The following is a 20,941-nucleotide window of genomic DNA, read 5'->3' as shown; positions in this document are numbered from 1 at the left end:
CTTATTCTCTGCCTGGCAATTTCTTCCATGCTACGGTATCACGAAGATACACAGGACTTGCATCCTCTACCGTCACGGTGTTGCCACGTTCCAATTCGAATTTCGCTAGTGCGACGATATCTTCCGCATCAGGGAAAAGCACTTCTCCCGCCGCGACTTCAAATTTCAGCTCAGCTAGCACTTCCTGATACGCTTCCCAACCGGTTCCTGCAGTCAGCCAGCGTTGCTCGTCACTTTGACTATTTTCAGCCAAAACCGCTGGTGGAATAACACATTCGGCATCAACAGCAGTCCAAGTGCCATCTTCTTGACGCGAAAAACGCCCCCAATAGACTTCGCTCATTCGCGCGTCAATCGCACACGCTACATGACTTACGCCATGTTTACGGTAGCTACCTTGAGCCATTGCTTGCAATGTTGAAATCCCAATCATAGGCAGGTCAGCCCCAAATGCTAAACCTTGTGCAATACCGATGCCAATGCGTACACCTGTAAAGCTGCCTGGGCCACGACCAAACGCAAGAGCATCGAGCTCTGCCAGAGTGATCCCGGCTTCGTTTAACACTTCATCTACCATAGGGAGGATTTTCTTAGTGTGGTCTCGCGGTGCAACTTCACTGCGAACATAGATCTGATCGTTAACTAGCAATGCAACAGAACAGTTCTCTGTTGATGTGTCTAAGGCAAGAATTTTTGCGCTCATTGAATTCTCTGATTATTCGGTTGTTTCTGAAATTTGCTTAAGGAAATCCTGTACCAGACCTAAATCCCGTGTTCGAGGAATCGGTGGGAGGCTGGCCAAGAAAACGCCACCATAATCACGTGTAACTAATCGATTGTCACAAATGATCAGCGCACCTTTGTCTTTCTTATCTCGGATTAACCGCCCGACCCCTTGTTTAAGGGTAATCACGGCATCCGGAATCTGGACCTGAGAAAAAGGGTCACCACCTTTAAGCTGGCAATCTTCTATCCGCGCCTTAAGCAACGGGTCATCAGGTGCAGTGAAAGGTAATTTGTCGATAATAACACAGCTCAGTGTATCACCTCTAACATCAATCCCTTCCCAAAATGCTCCGGTCGCCACCAACAAAGCATTACCCAGCTCCATAAACTCTGCCAGAGTTTTTTGTTTACTGGTTTCCCCTTGCATCAGCACCGGAATACTCAAGCATTCGCGGAATCTCTCACCTAGCTCTCGCATCATGCTATGAGAGGTACAAAGGAAAAAACAGCGCCCCTGATTCTGCTCAATCAAAGGACTGAGCATGCGAACGAGCTTATCCGCCATACCCGGGCTATTCGGCTCCGGAAGGTAACGCGGAACACATAGCCTTGCCTGACTTTGGTAGTCGAATGGACTTGGCAATGACATTTCCGTCTCAGGTTTTAGCCCTAGACGAGAAGTAAAGTGACCAAAATCCCCTTTTACCCCCAAGGTCGCAGAAGTAAATATCCATGCCCCTTGCTTAAGTTCGATCTGTTCCCGAAACTTATCCGATACCGAAAGCGGTGTAATATGCAAGCTGAAGTGACGTGGGGAAGTATCGTACCAATAGGAGTACCCCGTTATGGAGACTTCGCAAATGCGTTCTAGCCTCGCTTGAATCGTACTTGCTCGCTCATAAGCTGTATCCAACAGTTGGCTGCGACCTAATGCTAATTTGAGTACTTCGAGACAAAAGTCTAAGGACTCGCGTAAACGCTCTAACTCTCTTGAAATTGAGGGAGACTGAATGGCTTCACGCCAATTACCACGGTAACCAGGCTCACCTAGCGCCACTCGCAAATCCATCGCACTTTGCTGTAATTTCTCACTGATCTTTTGCAATTGGCGCATGTCTTTCGCTTCGGTGCGATAGCCAATTTCAATATCTTTGGACAGTTCCTGTATTTGGCGACTGGACAGAGATTGGCCAAAGTACTGGCTAGCAATATCAGGTAGCTGGTGAGCCTCATCAAAGATAAATACTTCGGCTTCAGGTATCAGCTCCCCAAACCCCGTTTCTTTGATCGCTAGATCGGCCAAAAACAAATGATGGTTGACGACCACAACATCAGCATCCATGGCTTTTTTGCGAGCCTTAAGAACAAAGCAATCTTGATAACTTGGGCACTCTTTACCTAAGCAATTGTCGTTGGTTGAAGTAATGGTTGGGATCACTGGGCTGTCTTCAGCGATTTCGTCACAGTCGCCTAAATCCCCACTCTTGGTCTCGCTCGCCCATGAACGCACTTTAATCAGCTGGCTAAGCAATGTTGGATCGGCATGATGGCCATGGCTTTCTACCATTTGACGGCTAAGGCGATCTAAGCACAAGTAGTTTGCTCGGCCTTTTAGCAGCGCCACCTGACCATAAAACCCCAATGCGTCGGTCATCAAAGGTAGATCGCGGTGAAACAACTGCTCTTGCAAGTTTTTCGAGCCCGTACTGATGATGGTCTTTTTACCACTCAAAAGAGCAGGAACTAAATAAGCAAAGGTTTTTCCCGTACCAGTACCTGCTTCGATGACGACTTGCTGGTCATGTTTAATCGCCTTAACCACAGACTCAGCCATATCTAACTGAGCTTGTCTAGGTTGAAACCCCGGGATCGCTTTGCCTAGTGCACCATCCGCGGAAAAAGTTGTTGAGATCATCAAGGACTAACTATGTGAGTGAAACAAGTGATAAACGGGAGATTATGGCAGGTTTACAGACTTGGCGCGAATGCAAATCTGCTCCGCGCCGATAAGCCATCGTATTGATGAATGAAGAGTGTTAACGTCGGTTGAGATATCGTGATAGCCATGCTGGACCAGAAAACTCATTCTGACCATCCATCATAGCTCGAGCCGCTTCACTAGGTGACGCTTTGTTTTCCCACATTTCGTTGAGAAGCTCTTCATTCATGTCATGGTCACCCAGTAACGCACTGACTCTTTCAGAATACAACTTACGTGCTAGTAGATCTTTATCCATAATTACCACCTGTTGGGCTCAAATCGGATACTTTCCAAACAAATTCGCCAAGCTAATCGGTTAACTTAGATTAATTGTTGAAACCATCTTGATATTAGTTTAATTGTAGCTGTCATATTGTGGAGTGCTTCACCGTTCAAAGCCCTGCAAAAAATTCAGAATACGAAAAAAATAAATCACGGAAGTTTTAACCCAATGGAAAAGAAAACACTGCTTACTCATTGTACGGATGCGCCTGGACTGATTTCTAAAATCACCAATATCTGTTACAAGCACCAGCTCAACATCATCCACAATAATGAATTCGTCGATAACACCAGCGGTCACTTCTTCATGCGTACTGAGCTAGAAGGTTACTTCAATGACCAAACCTTTCTAGCCGACCTTGATCAAGCCCTCCCACAAGGGGCCAAAAGAAAGCTGATAGGCCCAAATCGCAAACGTATTGTCATTCTCGTGACTAAAGAAGCACACTGTATTGGTGATATTCTGATGAAAAACTATGATGGTAGTTTGGATGTTGATATTGCTGCAGTAGTGGGTAACTACGATACACTACAAAGCCTGACGGAAAAGTTTGATATTCCCTATCATCATGTATCTCACGAAGGCCTAAACCGTGAAGAACATGAACAGAAGATGCTGGCAGTGATCGACCAATATGATGCTGACTATCTCGTACTAGCAAAATACATGCGTGTACTAACCCCTTCATTCGTAGAAAAATACCACCACAAGATTATTAACATCCACCATAGTTTCTTACCGGCTTTCATTGGCGCTAAACCTTATCAACAAGCTTATGAACGCGGCGTTAAGATCATTGGTGCTACAGCACACTTCGTCACGAACGATCTAGATGAGGGGCCAATCATCAAGCAAGACGTGATTCCGGTCGATCATAACTTCAGTGCGAAAGATATGGCACAAGCAGGACGAGATGTTGAGAAGAATGTATTGAGCAAAGCGCTCAATAAGGTGATAAATGACCACGTATTTGTCTATGGTAACAAGACGGTGATTCTTTAAACTTCCAAATGCTAAAAGACCTCCCACTGGAGGTCTTTTTTAATCTAAGCGTTTATTAGAGCTTGCTTAAAGCTTCGCAGCAAGCTCTACACCTTGTCGAATAGCACGAACAGCATCTAGCTCACCCGCATGATCGGCACCGCCTATGATATGAAGCTTGTCGCCAAACTGCTGCCACTGGTCTTCAAAGGGTCTTACCGACTCCTGACCCGCACAGATAATGACTTTATCTACTTCAAGTAACTCGGATTTCCCATCGTGACTGATGTGTAGGCCTCTCTCATCGATCTTGTCATAGCTGACACCGCCAACTAAGTTAACGCCTCGTTTTTCTAACGTACGCTTGTGAATCCAACCCGTTGTTTTACCTGGCCCTTTACCCACTTTTCCTTTACGGCGCTGGAGAACCCAAACCTCTTTTTCACTTAAAGACTCAGGGTACGGATACAGCCCACCGGGATGAGCAATCTCTTTATCGATCCCCCACTCATGCAGCCAGTCATCTAAACTATGACCCACAGGCTCAGTTAGCATGGTAGCCACATCCACACCAATACCGCCCGCACCGACGATAGCGACCTTCTCACCAACGTAAGTTTTCTCTTTAATTAATGTCTGGTAATCAATTACTTTCTCTTGGTTGTCAACACCCTCAATCTTGACTTTACGGGGTTCGACACCAGATGCCATGACCACTTCATCGTACTCAGCTAACAGGTCAAAGTTTGCATCCGTTTCAAGATGCAGCTTCACACCAGTTTCATCAATCTGATTGGCAAAGTAACGAATAGTCTCGCGAAATTCTTCTTTACCGGGTATTTGCATTGCTAAGCGGAACTGCCCGCCAATACGGTCATTACGCTCAAACAGATCGACATGATGGCCACGCTTGGCCAACGTTGTAGCGCATGAAAGCCCAGCAGGCCCAGCTCCAACTACAGCAATATTCTTAGGCTTGTCAGTCGGTATGATTTTCAGTTCATCTTCACGACACGCTAATGGGTTGACCAAGCAACTAGCACGCTTGCCTTTGAAGACGTTATCCAAACAGGCTTGGTTACAGCCGATACAGGTATTAATTAAATGTGACTGTTTATTTTCAGCCTTGATAACAAAATGTGGGTCAGCAAGGAAAGGTCTCGCCATTGATACCATATCAGCGTGACCACCTGATAGAATGCGCTCCGCCTCTTCTGGCGTATTGATACGGTTACAGGTGACAATCGGTACATTGACGTGTGGCCGCACTTTTTCAGTCACCCATGTGAAGGCACCGCGTGGCACTTGAGTGGCAATCGTTGGGATTCTTGCCTCATGCCAGCCGATGCCCGTGTTGATAATAGTGACCCCCGCTTTTTCTAGCTCCTTTGCCAGCATTATGACTTCATCAAAGGTGCTACCTTCTTCAACCAAATCCAGCATAGAAAGACGGAAGATGATGATAAATTCTTCCCCGACTTCTTTGCGAATCGCGCGCACAATTTCTAGAGGCATACGCATGCGATTCTCATAGCAACCACCCCACTCATCGTAACGCATGTTAGTACGTTTACAGATGAACTGATTTATCAGATAACCTTCCGAGCCCATCACTTCGACCCCATCATAACCCGCAGACTGAGCCAGCTTGGCACTGTTAGCAAAGGCATCAATAGTTTTATGGATCTGACGGGTACTCATCTCACTTGGCGAGAAACGAGCAATAGGAGCTTTGATGGCAGATGAACTTTGAGAAAATGGATGCATGGCATAACGCCCTGCATGGAGCAACTGTAGAGCAATTTTTCCACCATGTTCGTGAACGGCTTCCGTTACGACTTTATGCGCTTTGGCATGTTTAGATTTACTGAACTCAGCGCTAAATGGGTGTAAACGACCACGTAGATTAGGCGAAAAGCCACCGGTAACAATCAAACCTACACCACCTTTCGCGCGCTCAGCGTAAAAAGCAGCCAACTTTCCGAGACCTTCTTTATGCTCTTCCAGACCAGTATGCATTGAGCCCATTAAGACTCGGTTTCTAATCTGAGTAAATCCTAGATCCAACGGCTTTAACAAGTTTGGGTACATGGCAGACATCACTTTGTTATTTTGTTCTGGTCTGACCAGAATATGAGGAGTTGTAATAAAAATCAAACAGGCGTTTACAATTTTGTAACACCGATCAATCTTGCAGTTGTTTGGGTATACTAGTTTAAGTAGGATATAACTTTCTGTACTTATCAGGTCTTAGACTGCCAAGACCTATACCTGTGCTTAGCACAGCGGAGCCCTAATGAAAAAATTATTCAAGTTTATTGGTATGATTTTTAAAGGTATATGGAAGCTCATCACCTTTATTCGTCTCGCCTTGGTTAATCTTATCTTTCTTGCCACCATTGGTATTATCTACTTCATCTACACCAATGCGGACTCTCCGGTACCCTCAGTACCTCAAAAAGGCGCTCTGGTGCTAAATATTTCAGGGCCTATTGTGGAGCAATCAAGATACGTAAATCCTATGGATTCTTTCACGGGGTCACTATTTGGTCAGGATATGCCAAGGGAAAATGTCTTGTATGACATTGTTGAGTCAATACGCCATGCCAAAGACGACCCGGAGATCACAGGTATTGTACTGGCTCTACGCGACATGCCGGAAACCAACCTGACTAAGCTGCGCTACATTGCGAAAGCTCTAAATGAATTTAAAGCGTCAGGCAAGCCAATTTATTCGGCGGGTGAGTTCTACAATCAGAGTCAGTATTACCTAGCCAGTTACGCTGACAAGATTTATCTAGCACCTGATGGCGCAGTATTGATTAAAGGCTACAGTGCTTACTCCATGTACTATAAGACGCTATTAGAAAAGCTGGATGTCAATACCCACGTTTTCCGCGTAGGCACCTATAAATCAGCCATTGAACCGTTTGTTCGTGACGACATGTCAGACGCGGCGAAAGAATCCGCGTCACGCTGGTTGAGCCAGCTATGGGGAGCCTACGTTGATGACGTTGCTACTAATCGTCAGGTATCAGCAAAAACCTTAAATCCGAGTATGGCTGAATTCTTAAGTTTATTGAAAGAACAAGATGGCGATTTAGCCGCTTTATCACTAGAACTCGGTTTAGTTGATGAACTGGCAACTAGGCAACAAGTTCGTGCTGATTTGACTGAAGTCTTTGGTAGTAATGGTGAAGATAGTTACAACTACGTTGACTACTATGAATATCAAACCACAATCAAACCAACATTCGATTTGTCGCAGGATGACATCGCCGTTGTAGTGGCGAGTGGAGCGATTATGGATGGCTCTCAACCACGAGGCACAACAGGGGGGGATACGGTTGCAGCGCTTCTTCGTCAAGCCCGCAACGATGATAAAGTCAAAGCCGTTGTACTACGAGTGGATAGCCCAGGTGGTAGTGCATTTGCCTCTGAAGTCATTCGCAACGAAATCGAAGCGCTAAAAGAAGTAGGTAAACCTGTTGTTGCTTCAATGTCTAGCTTAGCTGCGTCTGGTGGTTACTGGATTTCAATGAGCGCTGATCGTATTGTTGCACAGCCAACTACATTAACTGGCTCTATCGGTATTTTCAGTGTGATTACGACCTTTGAAAAAGGCCTCAATAAGCTGGGGGTGTATACCGATGGTGTTGGGACCTCTCCATTTTCAGGCGTCGGGATAACCACTGGCTTATCGGAGGGGGCTGCCGATGCATTCCAGATGGGTATTGAGCACGGCTACCATCGCTTTGTGGGCCTTGTTAGTGAAAACCGTGAAATTCCGTTGAACGACATGGATAGCATTGCCCAAGGCCGCGTTTGGACAGGTCAAGATGCGGCAAAGTTTGGCTTAGTCGATAAAATGGGTGACTTCGATGACGCCGTAAAGCTAGCTGCAGAGCTAGCCAAAGTCGAAGATTACAACCTGTACTGGGTAGAAGAGCCGTTATCACCTGCCGAACAGTTCATCCAAGACTTTATGAACCAGGTCAAAGTTAATCTTGGCTTGGATGTCAGTAGCTTGATTCCTGCGGCTTTACAACCTGTCGCGACACAAGTTGTTCAGGATACCAGCCTACTGGATAGCTTCAACGATCCAAAAGGCCAATATGCATTCTGTTTGAACTGCCAAGTTCAGTAATTATACACTGCTGATTCACCAGTTGGATTCCAATTATGTGGGGTATTCCTGTGCGGGATACCCCTTTTTATTGCTACTGATTGATATATAATCCCACGCTCTGTTCCCCCTACAATTAACTGGTTTCTAAGCAATGGCAAGAAAACACATTTATATCGCCTACACGGGCGGAACCATCGGCATGAAAAAGTCGCATGACCACGGTTATGTACCTGTGGCTGGTTTCATGGAAAAACAACTGGCTAGTATGCCAGAGTTCCAGCGCCCGGAAATGCCAGAATTTACTATTCACGAATACGATCCTCTAATCGACTCATCGGACATGACACCGAAAGACTGGCAACAGATCGCGGATGACATTCGAGAAAACTACGAAAAATACGACGGTTTTGTCATTCTGCACGGCACAGACACGATGGCTTACACAGCATCGGCCTTGTCTTTCATGTTGGAAAATCTCGGCAAGCCTGTGATTGTGACGGGCTCACAAATTCCGCTTGCTGAGCTTCGCTCAGATGGTCAGGCAAACCTGCTTAACGCACTGCATATTGCCGCTAACTATCCTATTAACGAAGTTACCTTATTCTTCAATAACAAGTTGATGCGTGGTAACCGAAGCACAAAATCACATGCTGATGGTTTCAACGCCTTTACGTCGCCAAACTTGCCTCCTCTGCTTGAAGCGGGTATCAACATCCAGATCAGCAGCGATATTGAGGTTGGTGAAGAACCTGCAGGTGAATTTAAAGTTCATGATATTACACCCCAGCCAATAGGTGTGATTACTATGTATCCTGGCATCTCACATGAAGTGATTCGCAACACCTTACTTCAACCAGTTAACGCGATGATCCTACTGACTTTTGGAGTGGGCAATGCACCGCAAAACCCGGAACTATTGGCACACCTTAAAGATGCTTCAGAGCGAGAAGTGATTGTCGTTAACCTAACTCAATGCCTAGCGGGTAAAGTCAACATGGGTGGGTATGCTACCGGATGTGCCCTTGCTGAAGCCGGCGTCATCAGTGGCTATGATATGACGCCAGAGGCGGCTCTTGCCAAGCTGCATTATCTTTTGAGTCAAGACCTGACTCACGAGCAAGTGAAAGTCCAAATGCAGCAAGTGCTGCGTGGTGAAATGTCGATATAATATTACTTTACAAGGTTTTAATAATAAAAAGCCAGCTCACTTGAGCTGGCTTTTTGGTGTTTATTTGAGATTAACCGATGTGCGTTGCGCCGCCCATGTACTTTTGCAGTACAGCAGGGATTGCGATACGGCCATCCGCTTCTTGATTGTTTTCAAGAAGCGCAACCATAGTACGACCAACTGCTAGACCTGAGCCGTTTAGCGTGTGTACTAGCTCTGGCTTCTTCTCGCCCTTACGACGGAAGCGAGCTTGCATACGACGAGCTTGGAAATCCCAAGTGTTTGAACATGAAGAGATCTCACGGTACGTCTCTTGAGCAGGAACCCAAACTTCAAGGTCATAAGTTTTACGAGCACCAAAGCCCATGTCACCTGTACATAGAATCACTTTACGGTAAGGAAGCTCTAGAAGTTGTAGCACTTTCTCAGCATGACCTGTCAGCTCTTCAAGTGCTGCCATTGACTCTTCTGGCTTAGTGATTTGTACTAGCTCAACTTTGTCGAACTGGTGCATACGAATCAGACCACGAGTATCACGACCGTAAGAACCTGCTTCAGAACGGAAACAAGGAGTGTGTGCTGTCATCTTAATTGGCAGATCCGCTTCATCAACGATAGTGTCACGTACCATGTTGGTTACCGGTACTTCTGCCGTTGGGATAAGAGACAGTTTACGTGGTTCTTCATCATTCACTTTTTCAGTCAATGGCTCAGTATGGAACAGATCTTCACCAAACTTAGGTAACTGACCAGTACCAAACAAGCTGTCAGAATTCACTAAGTAAGGTACATACATTTCCGTATAGCCATGCTCTTCTGTATGAAGATCCAACATGAACTGAGCAATTGCACGGTGTAGACGAGCAAATTGGCCTTTCATGATGATAAAGCGAGCGCCAGTGATCTTTGTTGCGCTAGCGAAATCTAGGCCATCGCCCATTTCACCAAGATCAACGTGATCTTTTACTTCAAAATCGTAAGACTTAGGCTCTCCCCAACGAGAGATTTCAACGTTCTCGTTTTCATCTTTGCCATCTGGCACTTCATCGTCTGGCAGGTTTGGCACAGACAGCGTGATGTCTTCCAGTTTGTTCTGGATTTCCACCAGCTCAGCTTTTTTCGCTTCCAGATCGCTACCTAACGTACCAATCTGCTTTTTAATCTCTTCAGCACCTTCTTTGTCTCCAGCAGCCATTTTCTGACCAATTTGCTTGGAGATGGAGTTACGCGTGGATTGTAAATTTTCAACTTCTACTTGAATGGACTTACGTTGTTCTTCAAGTGTACGGATTGTCTCTACGTCTAGCTTAAAGCCACGACGCGCCAGTTTAGCAGCTGTTTCATCCAGCTCTGTACGAAGTAATTTAGAATCCAGCATTGTTAATCCTATGCTTTTTTGGTTGTGAAAGTGCGTCCAAACTTCATGCTCAAACGCTTTTATAATTAACCGAACAAATGTATCCAAAAAAGACGCTTATTCATAGCGCTTTTGTGGGCTTTTTGCATCTAAACTAGCCAAGTAATCTAACTTTTCGCCAATTTTCGCCTCTAAGCCTCGGTTTGTAGGAGAATAGTAACGAGTCTCCCCCATTTCTGGTGGTAGATATTTCTCTCCAGCCGCGTAAGCACCTGGTTCGTCATGAGCGTAACGATATTCCGCTCCATAACCGAGATCTTTCATTAAACTTGTCGGTGCATTGCGAAGATGAGGTGGTACTTCGTACTCAGGTTGATTGTGGGCATCGCGCAAGGCTTGTTTCCAAGCGGTATAAACCGCATTACTTTTAGGTGCACAAGCAAGATATACAATAGCCTGGGCAATGGCTCTTTCACCCTCAGCTGGTCCTACTCTGGTAAAGCAATCCCACGCTGACAGCGCGACCTGCATTGCGCGCGGATCAGCATTACCGATGTCCTCAGATGCAATAGCTAACAATCGGCGTGCGATATACAGAGGGTCACAACCTGCGGCAATCATACGTGCTGACCAGTAAAGTGCGGCATCTGGATTCGAACCACGAATCGATTTATGCACTGCTGAGATCAAGTCGTACCAAATGTCTCCTTTGTTATCAAAGCGCGACACTTTTTCGCCAGCCACTTCAGCAAGGAGCTCTAACGTGATTTGCTTAACGCCCTTATCATCCTCTTGCGCCATGTCATACAGCAGCTCAAGATAGTTAAGTGACATACGAGCATCACCATTCACTAACTCAGATAAGCGATCCAATACGTTATCGGCGAAATGGGCTTCAAACTGACCTAAACCACGCTCGGCATCATTAATGGCTTGTTCTAGGGCCAGACGGATATCTTTCTGAGCCAAAGAGGTAAGCTTGTAGACCCGAGCCCGTGACAACAAAGCGTTGTTAAGCTCAAAAGATGGGTTCTCCGTTGTCGCGCCAATAAAAGTTACGGTGCCATCTTCAATATGAGGGAGAAACGCATCTTGTTGGGATTTGTTAAAGCGATGAACCTCATCAACAAACAAAATCGTTCTTCGACCGGTTAGTTTATTTTCACGAGCTTTATCAATCGCTGCACGAATGTCTTTGACGCCAGACGTCACCGCTGAAACTCGCTCGACTTCCGCATTGGCATAATTTGCCGCAACTTCAGCCAGAGTGGTTTTTCCGGTTCCGGGCGGCCCCCAAAGAATCATCGAATGAATATGCCCTGCCTCCAGCGCACGGCGCAGGGGTTTACCTAGCCCAAGAATATGTTGCTGACCAATATATTGGTCCAGCGTTTCTGGGCGCATTCTAGCAGCAAGGGGACGAAAATCTTCGTCCCCTGAAAAGTCCAATGAATAGTTGCTCACTATTAATTCCTTTGGTCGTCGACCTCTACCCCTTCAGGAATAGTAAAGGTAAAGCGATCGGCACTTGGTTTAGCCAGTTTGATGTTATTAAACTTGAAGGTACTTTTTTGGCCATCTTGCTCTATAACACTAAAGCCCTTCACCGCACCTTTACCATCAATCTCTAGCTTAAACTGTCCCTGATTGGTGTCCACTGCGGTCGGTACCAATGTAAACACATCGCCTTGCTGTGACACTTTGTAGTTTTCCCAATCGCTGGCGCGGTTGCGAGTCAGCAGAACAAAAGGCGTTTGCTCAGTAGCTTGCTCCTGCCAGTAAATGCTGACTTGTTCGATGAAAGGGCTGTAATACCACAGAGATTCACCATCTGACACCAAGACATTCTCATCTGGTGACGTGGTAGTCCAACGGAACAAGCTTGGACGCGCAATTTCGACTTTGCCTTCACCTTCCGTCAACATTTCCCCTTCAGGGCTGATCAACTGCTGTGAAAAATCCGCACTAAACCCATCAGTCAGTTGCAGTCGCTGGCTCAATTCATCTTTGGGCGCTGCGATGACGGAGAAGCTAAGGAAAAACAACGCGGCTAATTTCTTCATTCTTTATCATCCTATTTCGTCGCGAATACGACGTTATACCTCGGTTTAGATACTGTTTTGACCGGGTAAAGTTAACTTTGTTCTACTGACCGCAACACTGTTTGAATTTTTTACCACTACCACACGGGCAATTGTCGTTACGCCCGATATCTTTAAATGGGTTTACACTTTGTGCTTTGGCACCAACCATGGCTTCATCTGCCGCTTGTGCGACTTCATTAATCATCAAATCCAGCTGACCAAGAAAGTCATTTAGTGCCGGTGGCGTTTCGATACCTGCCTCTTCCATTTGTGCTTGAGTCTGCTCTTCATCGATTGCCAACATCATTGTAGTTAGCAAAGCTTGTAGCATGCGTAATGTCCCATCACCGATAGACGTTTCCGCCCATTGCTCTTCGATGGTGGGCCAGAGCATCATAAAACCTTCAGCGAAATCAGCGAGCTGCTCGTCACGCTGCTCTTCATTAAGCAAGGACAACAAAGAATATTCATTGCGCTTTAAATAGCTGTATTGCTGATTTATATGACCTTCAACCTCCGCCTTAACAGCCGGTGCTTGCTCAGAGAAAAGGCTAGGCAACCAACTTTCTGGCGCAAGTGGCCTTGTCGCCAAATTTGCCGCCAAGGTGACGCCTTCAAGATACAGTGCAGATTCTTCAGTTTGGGATGGTTCAAGTGTCAGTAGTTGATAAGTCATTATCTGATTCAGTGTTGCAAGATTCTAGCGCCATTATAACCCTATAAAAAGCTGGGGGTCACTCAGTCTTCCAGAGCATCGCTTTACGCTATCTTCATATTCTCGCCCCTTCCTCTCTTTATTAGAGTCTATAGAGCAAAGCAATGAGAAAAAATGATGTTTCGTTGTTAGACATCTCGCAGCGAAATCTCTAAAATCACGCCTCCTGATTCTAAGGTGATTTTTATGCGAGTTGTTCTGGGCCCTATGGAGGGCGTGTTAGACCATTTAATGCGAGAGATATTAACTGACATCAACGACTATGATCTGTGTGTCACGGAATTCGTTCGCGTGGTTGATCAGCTACTTCCTGAGCACGTATTCTACCGTCTCTGCCCAGAGTTAAAGCAAGGATCACAAACGAAGTCTGGTGTTCCTGTCCACATCCAACTTCTCGGCCAAGATCCTCATTGGATGGCGGAAAATGCCATTCGCGCCGCTGAACTGGGAGCGAAAGGCGTTGATATCAACTTCGGCTGCCCAGCAAAGCTAGTAAACAAAAGTAAAGGTGGTGCAGCACTACTCCAGCACCCTGAGCTTATTCACCGTGTGGTCAAAGCATGTCGTGAAGCCGTACCAGAAGGCACTCCGCTCACGGCCAAAATTCGCCTTGGTTGGGATAACCCTGAAGATTGCTTCGAGATCGTAGATGCGATTCAAAGCGCTGGTGCAGACGAGCTCACTGTTCACGCACGCACAAAAACGGGTGGTTATAAGGCCAGCGAGATTAAGTGGGACTATATCAACCAGATTCGTCAACGCTTTACTATCCCCTTAATTGCCAATGGCGAGATTTGGAACTACGAAGACGGTCAAGCCTGTATCGAAACCACAGGTGTTGACTCACTAATGGTATGTCGCGGGGCTTTCAATGTGCCTAACTTGGGTAATGTGGTTAAACATAATCATACCGTGATGCCATGGGCTGAAGTGGTTAAACTGCTGCTGCTCTACTCTCAATACGAAATGAAAGGGGACAAAGGGCTGTATTACCCTAATAGAGTCAAGCAATGGTTCTCATATTTACGTCATGAGTACCCTGAAGCCAATGAGCTATTTCGTGAAATTCGTACCTTTAACAAGGCAGAGCCGATTGTAGAGCGTATCAAAGCCTACCAAGACAAACTTTGTACAGTTTAAAGCCCTCATTAGCTCTTGCCGCTATTTTATCGTCATCGCCAGCATACTGCTTGCAATGACAAAGGCAGTAAAGCAACACGTAGGATATCGCTACATTTTTGAGTTCTAATTAAGAAGCAGACTGTCATCTGCCAACTCTTCTCCTCTGACTTTAGAGAACATCTCCAACAAATCTGGGACTTTCATGTTAGCTCTTTGTTGTCCAGCAACATCGAGTACGACTTCCCCTTGATGCAGCATCACAGTTCGGTCACCACACGCTAGTGCATCTTTCATGGAATGTGTCACCATCATCACCGTCAGATTAAACTCAGTCACTATCTTCTTGGTTAAATCAATGATAAATGACGCCATTCTAGGGTCTAGTGCCGCTGTATGCTCATCAAGTAACAATAGTTTACTATCAGAAAGGGTTGCCATGACAAGGCTCACCGCCTGACGCTGGCCTCCCGATAACAGACCAATATTGTCCCCTAGCCGGTTTTCTAAGCCTAAGCCAAGAATGCTGATACGCTCTTGAAACAGTTCGCGACGCTTACTTGATAAAGACAGACTCCAGCCACGCTTTTTGCCCCGCATATAAGCTAAAGCCATGTTCTCTTCTATCGTCAGATCGCCACAAGTACCCGCGAGCGGGTCTTGAAAAACTCTTGCACACTGGCGAGCTCTTTGATCAACCGACAGCTTAGTCACATCGAGCTTGTCGATAATAACTCGGCCGCCAAGCATAGGTGTTTCACCCGTTACAGCCCCAAGTAATGTCGATTTACCTGCACCATTTGAACCAATAACTGTCAAAAACTGATGTTCTGGCACCTCTAAAGAGACACCTTTAAGCGCAGGGTTTTCTAAAATGGTTCCAGGGTTAAACGTCACTTGGATATTTTCCAGCTGAATCATACTGTATCTCCTGACTTTTCAACCTGCACAGACCTCGTTTTTCCTTGCGCAGGCGTGTTAGGCTTTTTTGCTTTGATGTTTCCTTTTAACTTCGGTGCAATGAGCGCAATCGCCACCAGAACCGCTGTGACCAAGTTTAGATCAGAAGCCTGTAGACCAAACATTCCTGTACTCAGAGCGAATGCCACTGCGAGCCGATACAGTACAGACCCAACGATAACAGCCAATACAGCCACCCATATCTTTCGTCCCGGAATGAGCGTCTGCCCTAAAATAACAGCAGCTAAACCGACCACAATTGTCCCGACACCAGAGGTGACGTCAGCAAAACTGTTGGTCTGTGCAAACAAAGCCCCAGCAAAACCCACAAAGCCATTAGACAGCGCCAATCCAAAGTATGTGTAAAAGGACGTGCTGCCGCCTTGAGAGGACACCATACGCGCATTCACTCCCGTTGCACGTAGCCCTAACCCAAAATCACTGTTTAGTAACCGCACGACAAACCAAGCAGAAATCAAGACGAGCACACCGACAAGTAATGGCCTCATCAACATTGGATCACCAATCGTCTCAAAAGGGGTCAGGATTGTCTCTTCCCCTAGTAGAGCCATATTGGGTCGGCCCATTATGCGAATGTTAATAGAGAAAGCCGCGATCATAGTAAGAATAGAGGCTAGTAAGTGAAGAATCCCACAGCGTACAGCCAAAAAGGCCGTTACCCAACCAGTCGCTGAACCAGCCAATATAGCCATAACGGTTGCGACCCACGGATTAATGCCCGCGACAATTGCCGTTGCTGCCACAGCAGCACCCATTGGGAAACTACCGTCAACACTTAAATCGGGAAAATCCAGAACCCGGAAAGTAAGATAAACGCCCAGAGCCACTAAGCCATACAACAAGCCAATCTCAAGCGCGCCAAAAAAAGCAAAAGCAGACATACCCACTCCCTTTTCTGCTTTGAACAAGAGAGCGCATTACGCACTCTCATCTTGGGTTACTTAACCTTGGTCGCTCGGTCAAGAACAGAGGTAGGAATCGTAACACCTAGCTTTTTGGCTGCTGTCGCATTGATGACCAGATCTGACCCCTTGGCAACCTTCACATCCAATGAGCCAGGCTCCGAGCCTTCAAGAATCGCCGCCACGTAGTCTGCCGTTTGAACTCCAACCTGATAGTAATCAAAACCTAAACTAGCAATAGCGCCTTTTTCAACGTAGGAAGTCGCACCGCCCAGAACCGGGGTTTTCGCCTGATTCGCCGCAACAATCATCCCTTCTATTGCACTTGCAACCGTGTTATCAGTTGGCGCGTAAATCACATCCGATTTTTCTGCAATTGCTTGCGTCGCGGACTGAACATCTGCACTTTTTAATGCTGTTGCTTCAACAACTTCAATTCCCTGTGCTTTGGCACTCTCTTTAAGTAGCTTCACCAAGGTCACTGCATTTGCTTCACCCGGGTTAAAGACAACACCAATCGATTTCACATCCGGCATAATCTCTTTAATCAGCTCGACATGTTGACTAACTGGCGATAGATCCGAAAGGCCCGTCACGTTCTTTCCTGGTTTCTCCATGCTTTTAACTAGCTTGGCACCAACAGGGTCTGTGACGGCTGTAAAGACCACAGGTATAGTGCGTGTTGCAGACACAAGCGCTTGTGCGGTTGGAGTAGCGATTCCTACCAGCACATCTGGCTTTTCACCTACATATTGGCGAGCAATTTGTACCGCAATCGCTGGGTTTCCTTGTGCCGTTTTGTAGTCAAACTCAAGATTTTCACCTTGTTCATAGCCTTTCGCTTTAAGGCCATCTATCAGCCCCTGACGAGTGGCATCTAGCGCAGGGTGTTCAACGATCTGAGAAACTGCGACTTTTGCTGTTTTGGCCATGATACTTGTTGATGACAGTAGAGCTGCACCTGCCAGTACAGCAGCTGCAATAACGTTTCCTGCTTTCATCTCAACTCCTTGATTTCAGCATTATTGATGTGATGTTGTGTGCGGATGTTCTTTATATACTTATTGATTGAGTTGCACATTTTCTGTGCACATCACTCATTATTACCAATAACTTAGAAAAATTGAAAGGGAGTTTTAACAATAAATCAACAAATTTAGAGGTGTGTATTCGGCTATTTTTTAACCGCTTGAATAAGAATATTTCTCGGCGTGATTTTCTTCTCACAAAACATTTCAACTGAAACCTCGTAACCATGCTCAGCAAGGTATAACGCTTTATCGAGTACTAACCACATTTCAAGGCTACGACGAAAATGCTGCTGAACGAGACTCAATCGCTCCATCTGCCAATAACGTAGCTCACCTTTTAATTGAAACTCACGGAAGGAAACATCAACAGGTAAAGCTAACTGTTTTTTTTCTGCCGCCCAGTAACAGAAAGACTCAAAACCATCGGCTAATAAAGACTTTTTAATACTCGGTATGGGCACATAGTCTTGATACCTTCCTGCTTCTCTCAATAGTAAATCAAACCCTAGCCGATAACTCATTTCTTGAAAACGATGCCGCTTAACTCTTTCTCCACCCGTGACAGTTTCTTGAAGCGGTATTCTTAACTCAGATAGTGTGAGTACAAGCGATGAAGATTTGGCCAGCCGAGATAAAGTTTGGTATTGGTCGTGTTGAATCAGGTGATAACAGCAAGGAGAAATCGTTATTGCAGGTAATCCGACTAAGACCGCTTTTTCTATTAGTGATACATGTAAATCACCGCATGCATGTAAAGCTACGGCATGTTGATTGGGGTTGAGGGCGCGAACCGCATCCGCAGACAAAGCATCACCTTGAATGAATGTCATCGGTAAAGAGTGTTTATCCGCTTCTCTCTGCCCTGATTCACACAGTTTTTTCTGAAACTCGAAACTGGTCACAGGTTGCTGACTTTGACTAGCAAGGAGCCTTCCTAAGAAACCTTTACCTGAGCACCACTCTAGCCATTCACTGCCTTGATGAGACTGTAGCGCAGCTTCTCCCATCGAAACTATTTGCTCAAGTTTTCTCCCAGGAACTCCGGCATCTAAACCTCTGTCTAATTGCAGCCCTTGCAAAAGAGTCACAGGAAGTTGAGTGAGAACGGAAGCTACCTCTAAATCAGGGATAAAGGCTTGCAAAGCGTCAGTTAGAGCACGTGAGTCAGACTTGAGCGACTCAATCTGACCATGATCCAGCTGCATGAGCCAGTCACACAATTCAGGGTAATCGTCATGCCATGGTAACTGTTGATCAATACTGGAAAAGAATGGCTCAAAACGCCATAAGTTCTGATAAGAATAAAGAAATGAATCGAGTTGTAAAAATGTGTTTTGCATACTTCCCCCTGACAAGGAGATATTCTAGAGGGAAGCATAATCAGAAGAAAGTTTTAGCGCACTGGCAACTCAATATCTTTAAACATTTCTTCTATTTCTGCATTCGATTTAAGCGATAAGGCTTGCTCCACTACAGGGCGGGTTAGGTGTGGTGCAAAACGCTCCATGAAATCAAACATGTACGAGCGAAGGAATGTTCCGCGGCGGAAACCGATACTGGTTGTGCTCGCCCCAAACAGATGGCTGGCATCAATCGCGACCAAGTCTTCATCTTGATCCTTGTCGATTGCCATACTCGCAATCACACCCACACCAATCCCCATGCGTACATAAGTTTTGATCACGTCGGCGTCTGTTGCAGTAAATACAACGCGAGGCGTCAGACCAACTTTATTAAATGCTGTATCCAGCTCCGAACGACCAGTAAAGCCAAAGACGTAAGTGACCAACGGATACGAGGCAAGATCTTCAATGGAAATTGTGCCCTTTTGCGCAAGGGGATGGTCTTTCGGAACAACGATCGAGCGATTCCAATGATAACAAGGTAACATGATAGCATCTTGATATAAGTGCAGCGCTTCAGTCGCTATCGCAAAATTTGCCGTCCCTTTTGCAATCGCTTCAGACATCTGAGATGGCGTCCCTTGATGCATGTGTAGGGAAACCTTAGGATAACGGGCAGTAAACCCTTTGATGACATCAGGTAAAGCGTAACGAGCTTGAGTATGGGTCGTCGAAATGTTTAAGGTACCCATTTCAGGGTGAGTATGTTCTCCAGCCACCGCTTTAATGCTTTCAACACGGGCAAGGATTTCCTGAGAAATACGAATGATGTCTTCACCAGCCGAAGTAACTTGAGTCAAGTGCTTACCACTACGCTCAAAAATTTGAATGCCCAGTTCGTCTTCAAGCAAGCGTACCTGCTTACTGATACCAGGCTGTGAGGTATATAAACTCTCTGCGGTAGCTGATACATTAAGATTGTGGTTAACTACCTCAACAATGTACTTCAGTTGTTGTAATTTCATTCTCGACCCCGTAATCCCTTACTCGACGCCCCATTATGAGCAAATATAGTTTATAATATTTAGTTATAACGCCTCTTGGTTGAAATTGATACCCCATTTCACTATTTGGGTTCTTTATAAAAGAAGAATTTCTGGTTTGGATGAGTTTTTTGTAAGCAATAACTCAAAAATCACTCATAGATCAGAGTTTTCGTTAATAATTAGCCATGGAAACGTAATAATACAAAATAGGTGCAGTGGTTCTTAAGAATCGTGTATCCTTGTTCGCTAGCCAACAAAACATAAGATACGGAATTTATGAATATTGGGTTAATCATAGCTTTAGTTGCCATCTTACTGGTGTTAGTGCTTGGCTATAACATCATGCTCCAGTACAAAGTGAAAGTTGAAACTGCTAGGAAGCAGGAAGGTGCCAGATACCTTGCTATCATTGACGCGACGGAAGAGCTCATTGGTCACGCGCACCACATGCCATACAGCAAAGATTTATTGATTTGCTTAAATAATCGAATCTTGGATGCTGTTGAAAGCATGTATGAACTCGATCCTAAGAATAAACAACTTGAACAACGTGTCGCACACGTTAAACAGCAAATTAAGCAGCTTAAAGACGATAATAAAAGTGGAGAAAGCACCACATTCAAGACACCAAGCAGTGACAAACAAGCGATAGTGATGCTTAAGTTGGTCAAGCGTTTACGTGATACCATCCGCAGTGAACACAATAAAGGTCGTTTTGAAACTCAAGCTTATGTGGCAGAAAATGCTCGGCTAGAAACTATCCAAGTTCGGATTAACATTGAAAATGTCATTAAACGTGCCAATGATTCGATTGTACGTGGCCAACCTGGCACAGCTATCCAGCTACTGCGTAAAGGTCTTGATGCACTTAGCACCAAAAATGATAACTATTCCAACCAAGCCAGAGAAAAGCTTCAGGAAATGTATGATGAACTAGAGCAAAAACGCCAGTCTAAAAACGCTGAAGAACTTCATCAGATTGAAGAAGACCAACGTAAAAATGATATGGATGAGCTCTTTGGTGAAAAGAAAAAGTGGTAATATAATTCCCACTGCCTATTTCAAAAGGTCGCTGCTGGCGACCTTTTCTATTTT

18 protein-coding genes are annotated in these 20,941 nt (G+C 45.5%); 5 read left to right on the top strand and 13 right to left on the bottom strand.

Features of this window, described 5'->3' with window-relative positions; translation table 11 throughout:
• Position 1: 1 nt before the first annotated feature.
• The 3 genes from tsaB to CTT30_RS04520 form a co-directional block, all read right to left on the bottom strand.
• Positions 2–703 carry a tRNA (adenosine(37)-N6)-threonylcarbamoyltransferase complex dimerization subunit type 1 TsaB gene (gene tsaB, locus CTT30_RS04530; RefSeq protein WP_252036146.1) on the bottom strand — a complete coding sequence of 234 codons (702 nt, stop codon included), beginning with the start codon at positions 701–703 and terminating at the stop codon, positions 2–4.
• A 12-nt stretch (positions 704–715) separates the two neighbouring features.
• Positions 716–2,641: a DNA repair helicase YoaA gene (gene yoaA, locus CTT30_RS04525; RefSeq protein ID WP_252036145.1), complete on the bottom strand. Its 1,926-nt coding sequence runs from the start codon at positions 2,639–2,641 to the stop codon at positions 716–718.
• Between the two features lie 121 nt (positions 2,642–2,762).
• Positions 2,763–2,963 carry a hypothetical protein gene (locus tag CTT30_RS04520; protein ID WP_239836805.1) on the bottom strand — a complete coding sequence of 67 codons (201 nt, stop codon included), beginning with the start codon at positions 2,961–2,963 and terminating at the stop codon, positions 2,763–2,765.
• 195 nt (positions 2,964–3,158) lie between these two features.
• Between CTT30_RS04520 and purU the strand changes: the two genes are divergently transcribed.
• Entirely contained in the window at positions 3,159–3,992 is an 834-nt protein-coding gene (gene purU / locus CTT30_RS04515; protein WP_239836806.1) for a formyltetrahydrofolate deformylase, read from the top strand.
• 66 nt (positions 3,993–4,058) lie between these two features.
• On the opposite strand, the gene CTT30_RS04510 is transcribed toward purU, so the two are convergent.
• The gene (locus CTT30_RS04510) at positions 4,059–6,062 is read right to left on the bottom strand and encodes an NADPH-dependent 2,4-dienoyl-CoA reductase (RefSeq protein WP_252036144.1); all 2,004 of its coding nucleotides are present in this window, start codon (positions 6,060–6,062) and stop codon (positions 4,059–4,061) included.
• Positions 6,063–6,267: 205 nt separating this feature from the next.
• On the opposite strand from CTT30_RS04510, the gene sppA reads away from it, so the two are divergent.
• Positions 6,268–8,118 (top strand): signal peptide peptidase SppA, encoded by a 1,851-nt coding sequence (sppA, locus tag CTT30_RS04505; protein WP_252036143.1) that lies wholly within the window; start codon positions 6,268–6,270, stop codon positions 8,116–8,118.
• A 133-nt stretch (positions 8,119–8,251) separates the two neighbouring features.
• On the top strand, positions 8,252–9,268 hold the full coding sequence (gene ansA / locus CTT30_RS04500; RefSeq protein WP_239836809.1) for an asparaginase: 1,017 nt from the start codon (positions 8,252–8,254) through the stop codon (positions 9,266–9,268).
• Between the two features lie 70 nt (positions 9,269–9,338).
• Here the strand turns inward: ansA and serS are convergent, their stop codons facing one another.
• The 4 genes from serS to CTT30_RS04480 all read right to left on the bottom strand — a co-directional run bounded on the left by serS (position 9,339) and on the right by CTT30_RS04480 (position 13,385).
• Positions 9,339–10,646, bottom strand: coding sequence for a serine--tRNA ligase (gene serS, locus CTT30_RS04495; RefSeq protein ID WP_252036142.1), 1,308 nt, complete (start codon positions 10,644–10,646; stop codon positions 9,339–9,341).
• Positions 10,647–10,742: 96 nt separating this feature from the next.
• Positions 10,743–12,089: a replication-associated recombination protein A gene (locus CTT30_RS04490; protein ID WP_043007320.1), complete on the bottom strand. Its 1,347-nt coding sequence runs from the start codon at positions 12,087–12,089 to the stop codon at positions 10,743–10,745.
• A gap of 2 nt (positions 12,090–12,091) precedes the next feature.
• Positions 12,092–12,688 (bottom strand): outer membrane lipoprotein periplasmic chaperone LolA, encoded by a 597-nt coding sequence (lolA, locus tag CTT30_RS04485; RefSeq protein ID WP_019277901.1) that lies wholly within the window; start codon positions 12,686–12,688, stop codon positions 12,092–12,094.
• Positions 12,689–12,770: 82 nt separating this feature from the next.
• The gene (locus tag CTT30_RS04480; protein WP_252036141.1) at positions 12,771–13,385 is read right to left on the bottom strand and encodes an SEC-C metal-binding domain-containing protein; all 615 of its coding nucleotides are present in this window, start codon (positions 13,383–13,385) and stop codon (positions 12,771–12,773) included.
• A 225-nt stretch (positions 13,386–13,610) separates the two neighbouring features.
• On the opposite strand from CTT30_RS04480, the gene dusC reads away from it, so the two are divergent.
• Positions 13,611–14,564, top strand: a complete 954-nt coding sequence (gene dusC / locus CTT30_RS04475; RefSeq protein WP_239836814.1) for a tRNA dihydrouridine(16) synthase DusC — start codon at positions 13,611–13,613, stop codon at positions 14,562–14,564.
• 105 nt (positions 14,565–14,669) lie between these two features.
• Here the strand turns inward: dusC and CTT30_RS04470 are convergent, their stop codons facing one another.
• From CTT30_RS04470 to cysB, 5 genes are all read right to left on the bottom strand, one after another.
• A complete protein-coding gene (locus CTT30_RS04470; RefSeq protein ID WP_252036140.1) occupies positions 14,670–15,464 on the bottom strand; it encodes an ABC transporter ATP-binding protein in 795 nt (264 codons plus the stop codon).
• Positions 15,461–16,405: an ABC transporter permease gene (locus CTT30_RS04465; protein ID WP_252036139.1), complete on the bottom strand. Its 945-nt coding sequence runs from the start codon at positions 16,403–16,405 to the stop codon at positions 15,461–15,463. The genes CTT30_RS04470 and CTT30_RS04465 overlap by 4 nt, the downstream gene beginning before the upstream one ends.
• 56 nt (positions 16,406–16,461) lie before the next feature.
• Positions 16,462–17,427: an ABC transporter substrate-binding protein gene (locus CTT30_RS04460; protein ID WP_239875279.1), complete on the bottom strand. Its 966-nt coding sequence runs from the start codon at positions 17,425–17,427 to the stop codon at positions 16,462–16,464.
• Positions 17,428–17,600: 173 nt separating this feature from the next.
• Positions 17,601–18,797 (bottom strand): methyltransferase, encoded by a 1,197-nt coding sequence (locus CTT30_RS04455; RefSeq protein WP_252036138.1) that lies wholly within the window; start codon positions 18,795–18,797, stop codon positions 17,601–17,603.
• Between the two features lie 53 nt (positions 18,798–18,850).
• On the bottom strand, positions 18,851–19,825 hold the full coding sequence (gene cysB, locus CTT30_RS04450) for an HTH-type transcriptional regulator CysB (protein ID WP_239867763.1): 975 nt from the start codon (positions 19,823–19,825) through the stop codon (positions 18,851–18,853).
• Between the two features lie 297 nt (positions 19,826–20,122).
• Here cysB and CTT30_RS04445 point away from each other — a divergent pair, with 297 nt between their 5' ends.
• Positions 20,123–20,887, top strand: a complete 765-nt coding sequence (locus CTT30_RS04445) for a DNA repair protein (protein ID WP_239836820.1) — start codon at positions 20,123–20,125, stop codon at positions 20,885–20,887.
• Positions 20,888–20,941: the final 54 nt, after the last annotated feature.

This window comes from Vibrio coralliilyticus, assembly GCF_024449095.1.
GTDB classification, from domain to species: Bacteria; Pseudomonadota; Gammaproteobacteria; order Enterobacterales; family Vibrionaceae; genus Vibrio; species Vibrio coralliilyticus_A.
Note: the sequence above shows the minus strand (reverse complement) of the source record. Positions and strands in the feature narration are given on the sequence as shown.

Coding starts and splice junctions, on each gene's coding strand:
- tsaB (WP_252036146.1), bottom strand. CDS start 703: ATGAGCGCAAAAATTCTTGCCTTAGACACATCAACAGAGAACTGTTCT.
- yoaA (WP_252036145.1), bottom strand. CDS start 2,641: ATGATCTCAACAACTTTTTCCGCGGATGGTGCACTAGGCAAAGCGATC.
- CTT30_RS04520 (WP_239836805.1), bottom strand. CDS start 2,963: ATGGATAAAGATCTACTAGCACGTAAGTTGTATTCTGAAAGAGTCAGT.
- purU (WP_239836806.1), top strand. CDS start 3,159: ATGGAAAAGAAAACACTGCTTACTCATTGTACGGATGCGCCTGGACTG.
- CTT30_RS04510 (WP_252036144.1), bottom strand. CDS start 6,062: ATGTACCCAAACTTGTTAAAGCCGTTGGATCTAGGATTTACTCAGATT.
- sppA (WP_252036143.1), top strand. CDS start 6,268: ATGAAAAAATTATTCAAGTTTATTGGTATGATTTTTAAAGGTATATGG.
- ansA (WP_239836809.1), top strand. CDS start 8,252: ATGGCAAGAAAACACATTTATATCGCCTACACGGGCGGAACCATCGGC.
- serS (WP_252036142.1), bottom strand. CDS start 10,646: ATGCTGGATTCTAAATTACTTCGTACAGAGCTGGATGAAACAGCTGCT.
- lolA (WP_019277901.1), bottom strand. CDS start 12,688: ATGAAGAAATTAGCCGCGTTGTTTTTCCTTAGCTTCTCCGTCATCGCA.
- CTT30_RS04480 (WP_252036141.1), bottom strand. CDS start 13,385: ATGACTTATCAACTACTGACACTTGAACCATCCCAAACTGAAGAATCT.
- dusC (WP_239836814.1), top strand. CDS start 13,611: ATGCGAGTTGTTCTGGGCCCTATGGAGGGCGTGTTAGACCATTTAATG.
- CTT30_RS04470 (WP_252036140.1), bottom strand. CDS start 15,464: ATGATTCAGCTGGAAAATATCCAAGTGACGTTTAACCCTGGAACCATT.
- CTT30_RS04465 (WP_252036139.1), bottom strand. CDS start 16,405: ATGTCTGCTTTTGCTTTTTTTGGCGCGCTTGAGATTGGCTTGTTGTAT.
- CTT30_RS04460 (WP_239875279.1), bottom strand. CDS start 17,427: ATGAAAGCAGGAAACGTTATTGCAGCTGCTGTACTGGCAGGTGCAGCT.
- CTT30_RS04455 (WP_252036138.1), bottom strand. CDS start 18,797: ATGCAAAACACATTTTTACAACTCGATTCATTTCTTTATTCTTATCAG.
- cysB (WP_239867763.1), bottom strand. CDS start 19,825: ATGAAATTACAACAACTGAAGTACATTGTTGAGGTAGTTAACCACAAT.
- CTT30_RS04445 (WP_239836820.1), top strand. CDS start 20,123: ATGAATATTGGGTTAATCATAGCTTTAGTTGCCATCTTACTGGTGTTA.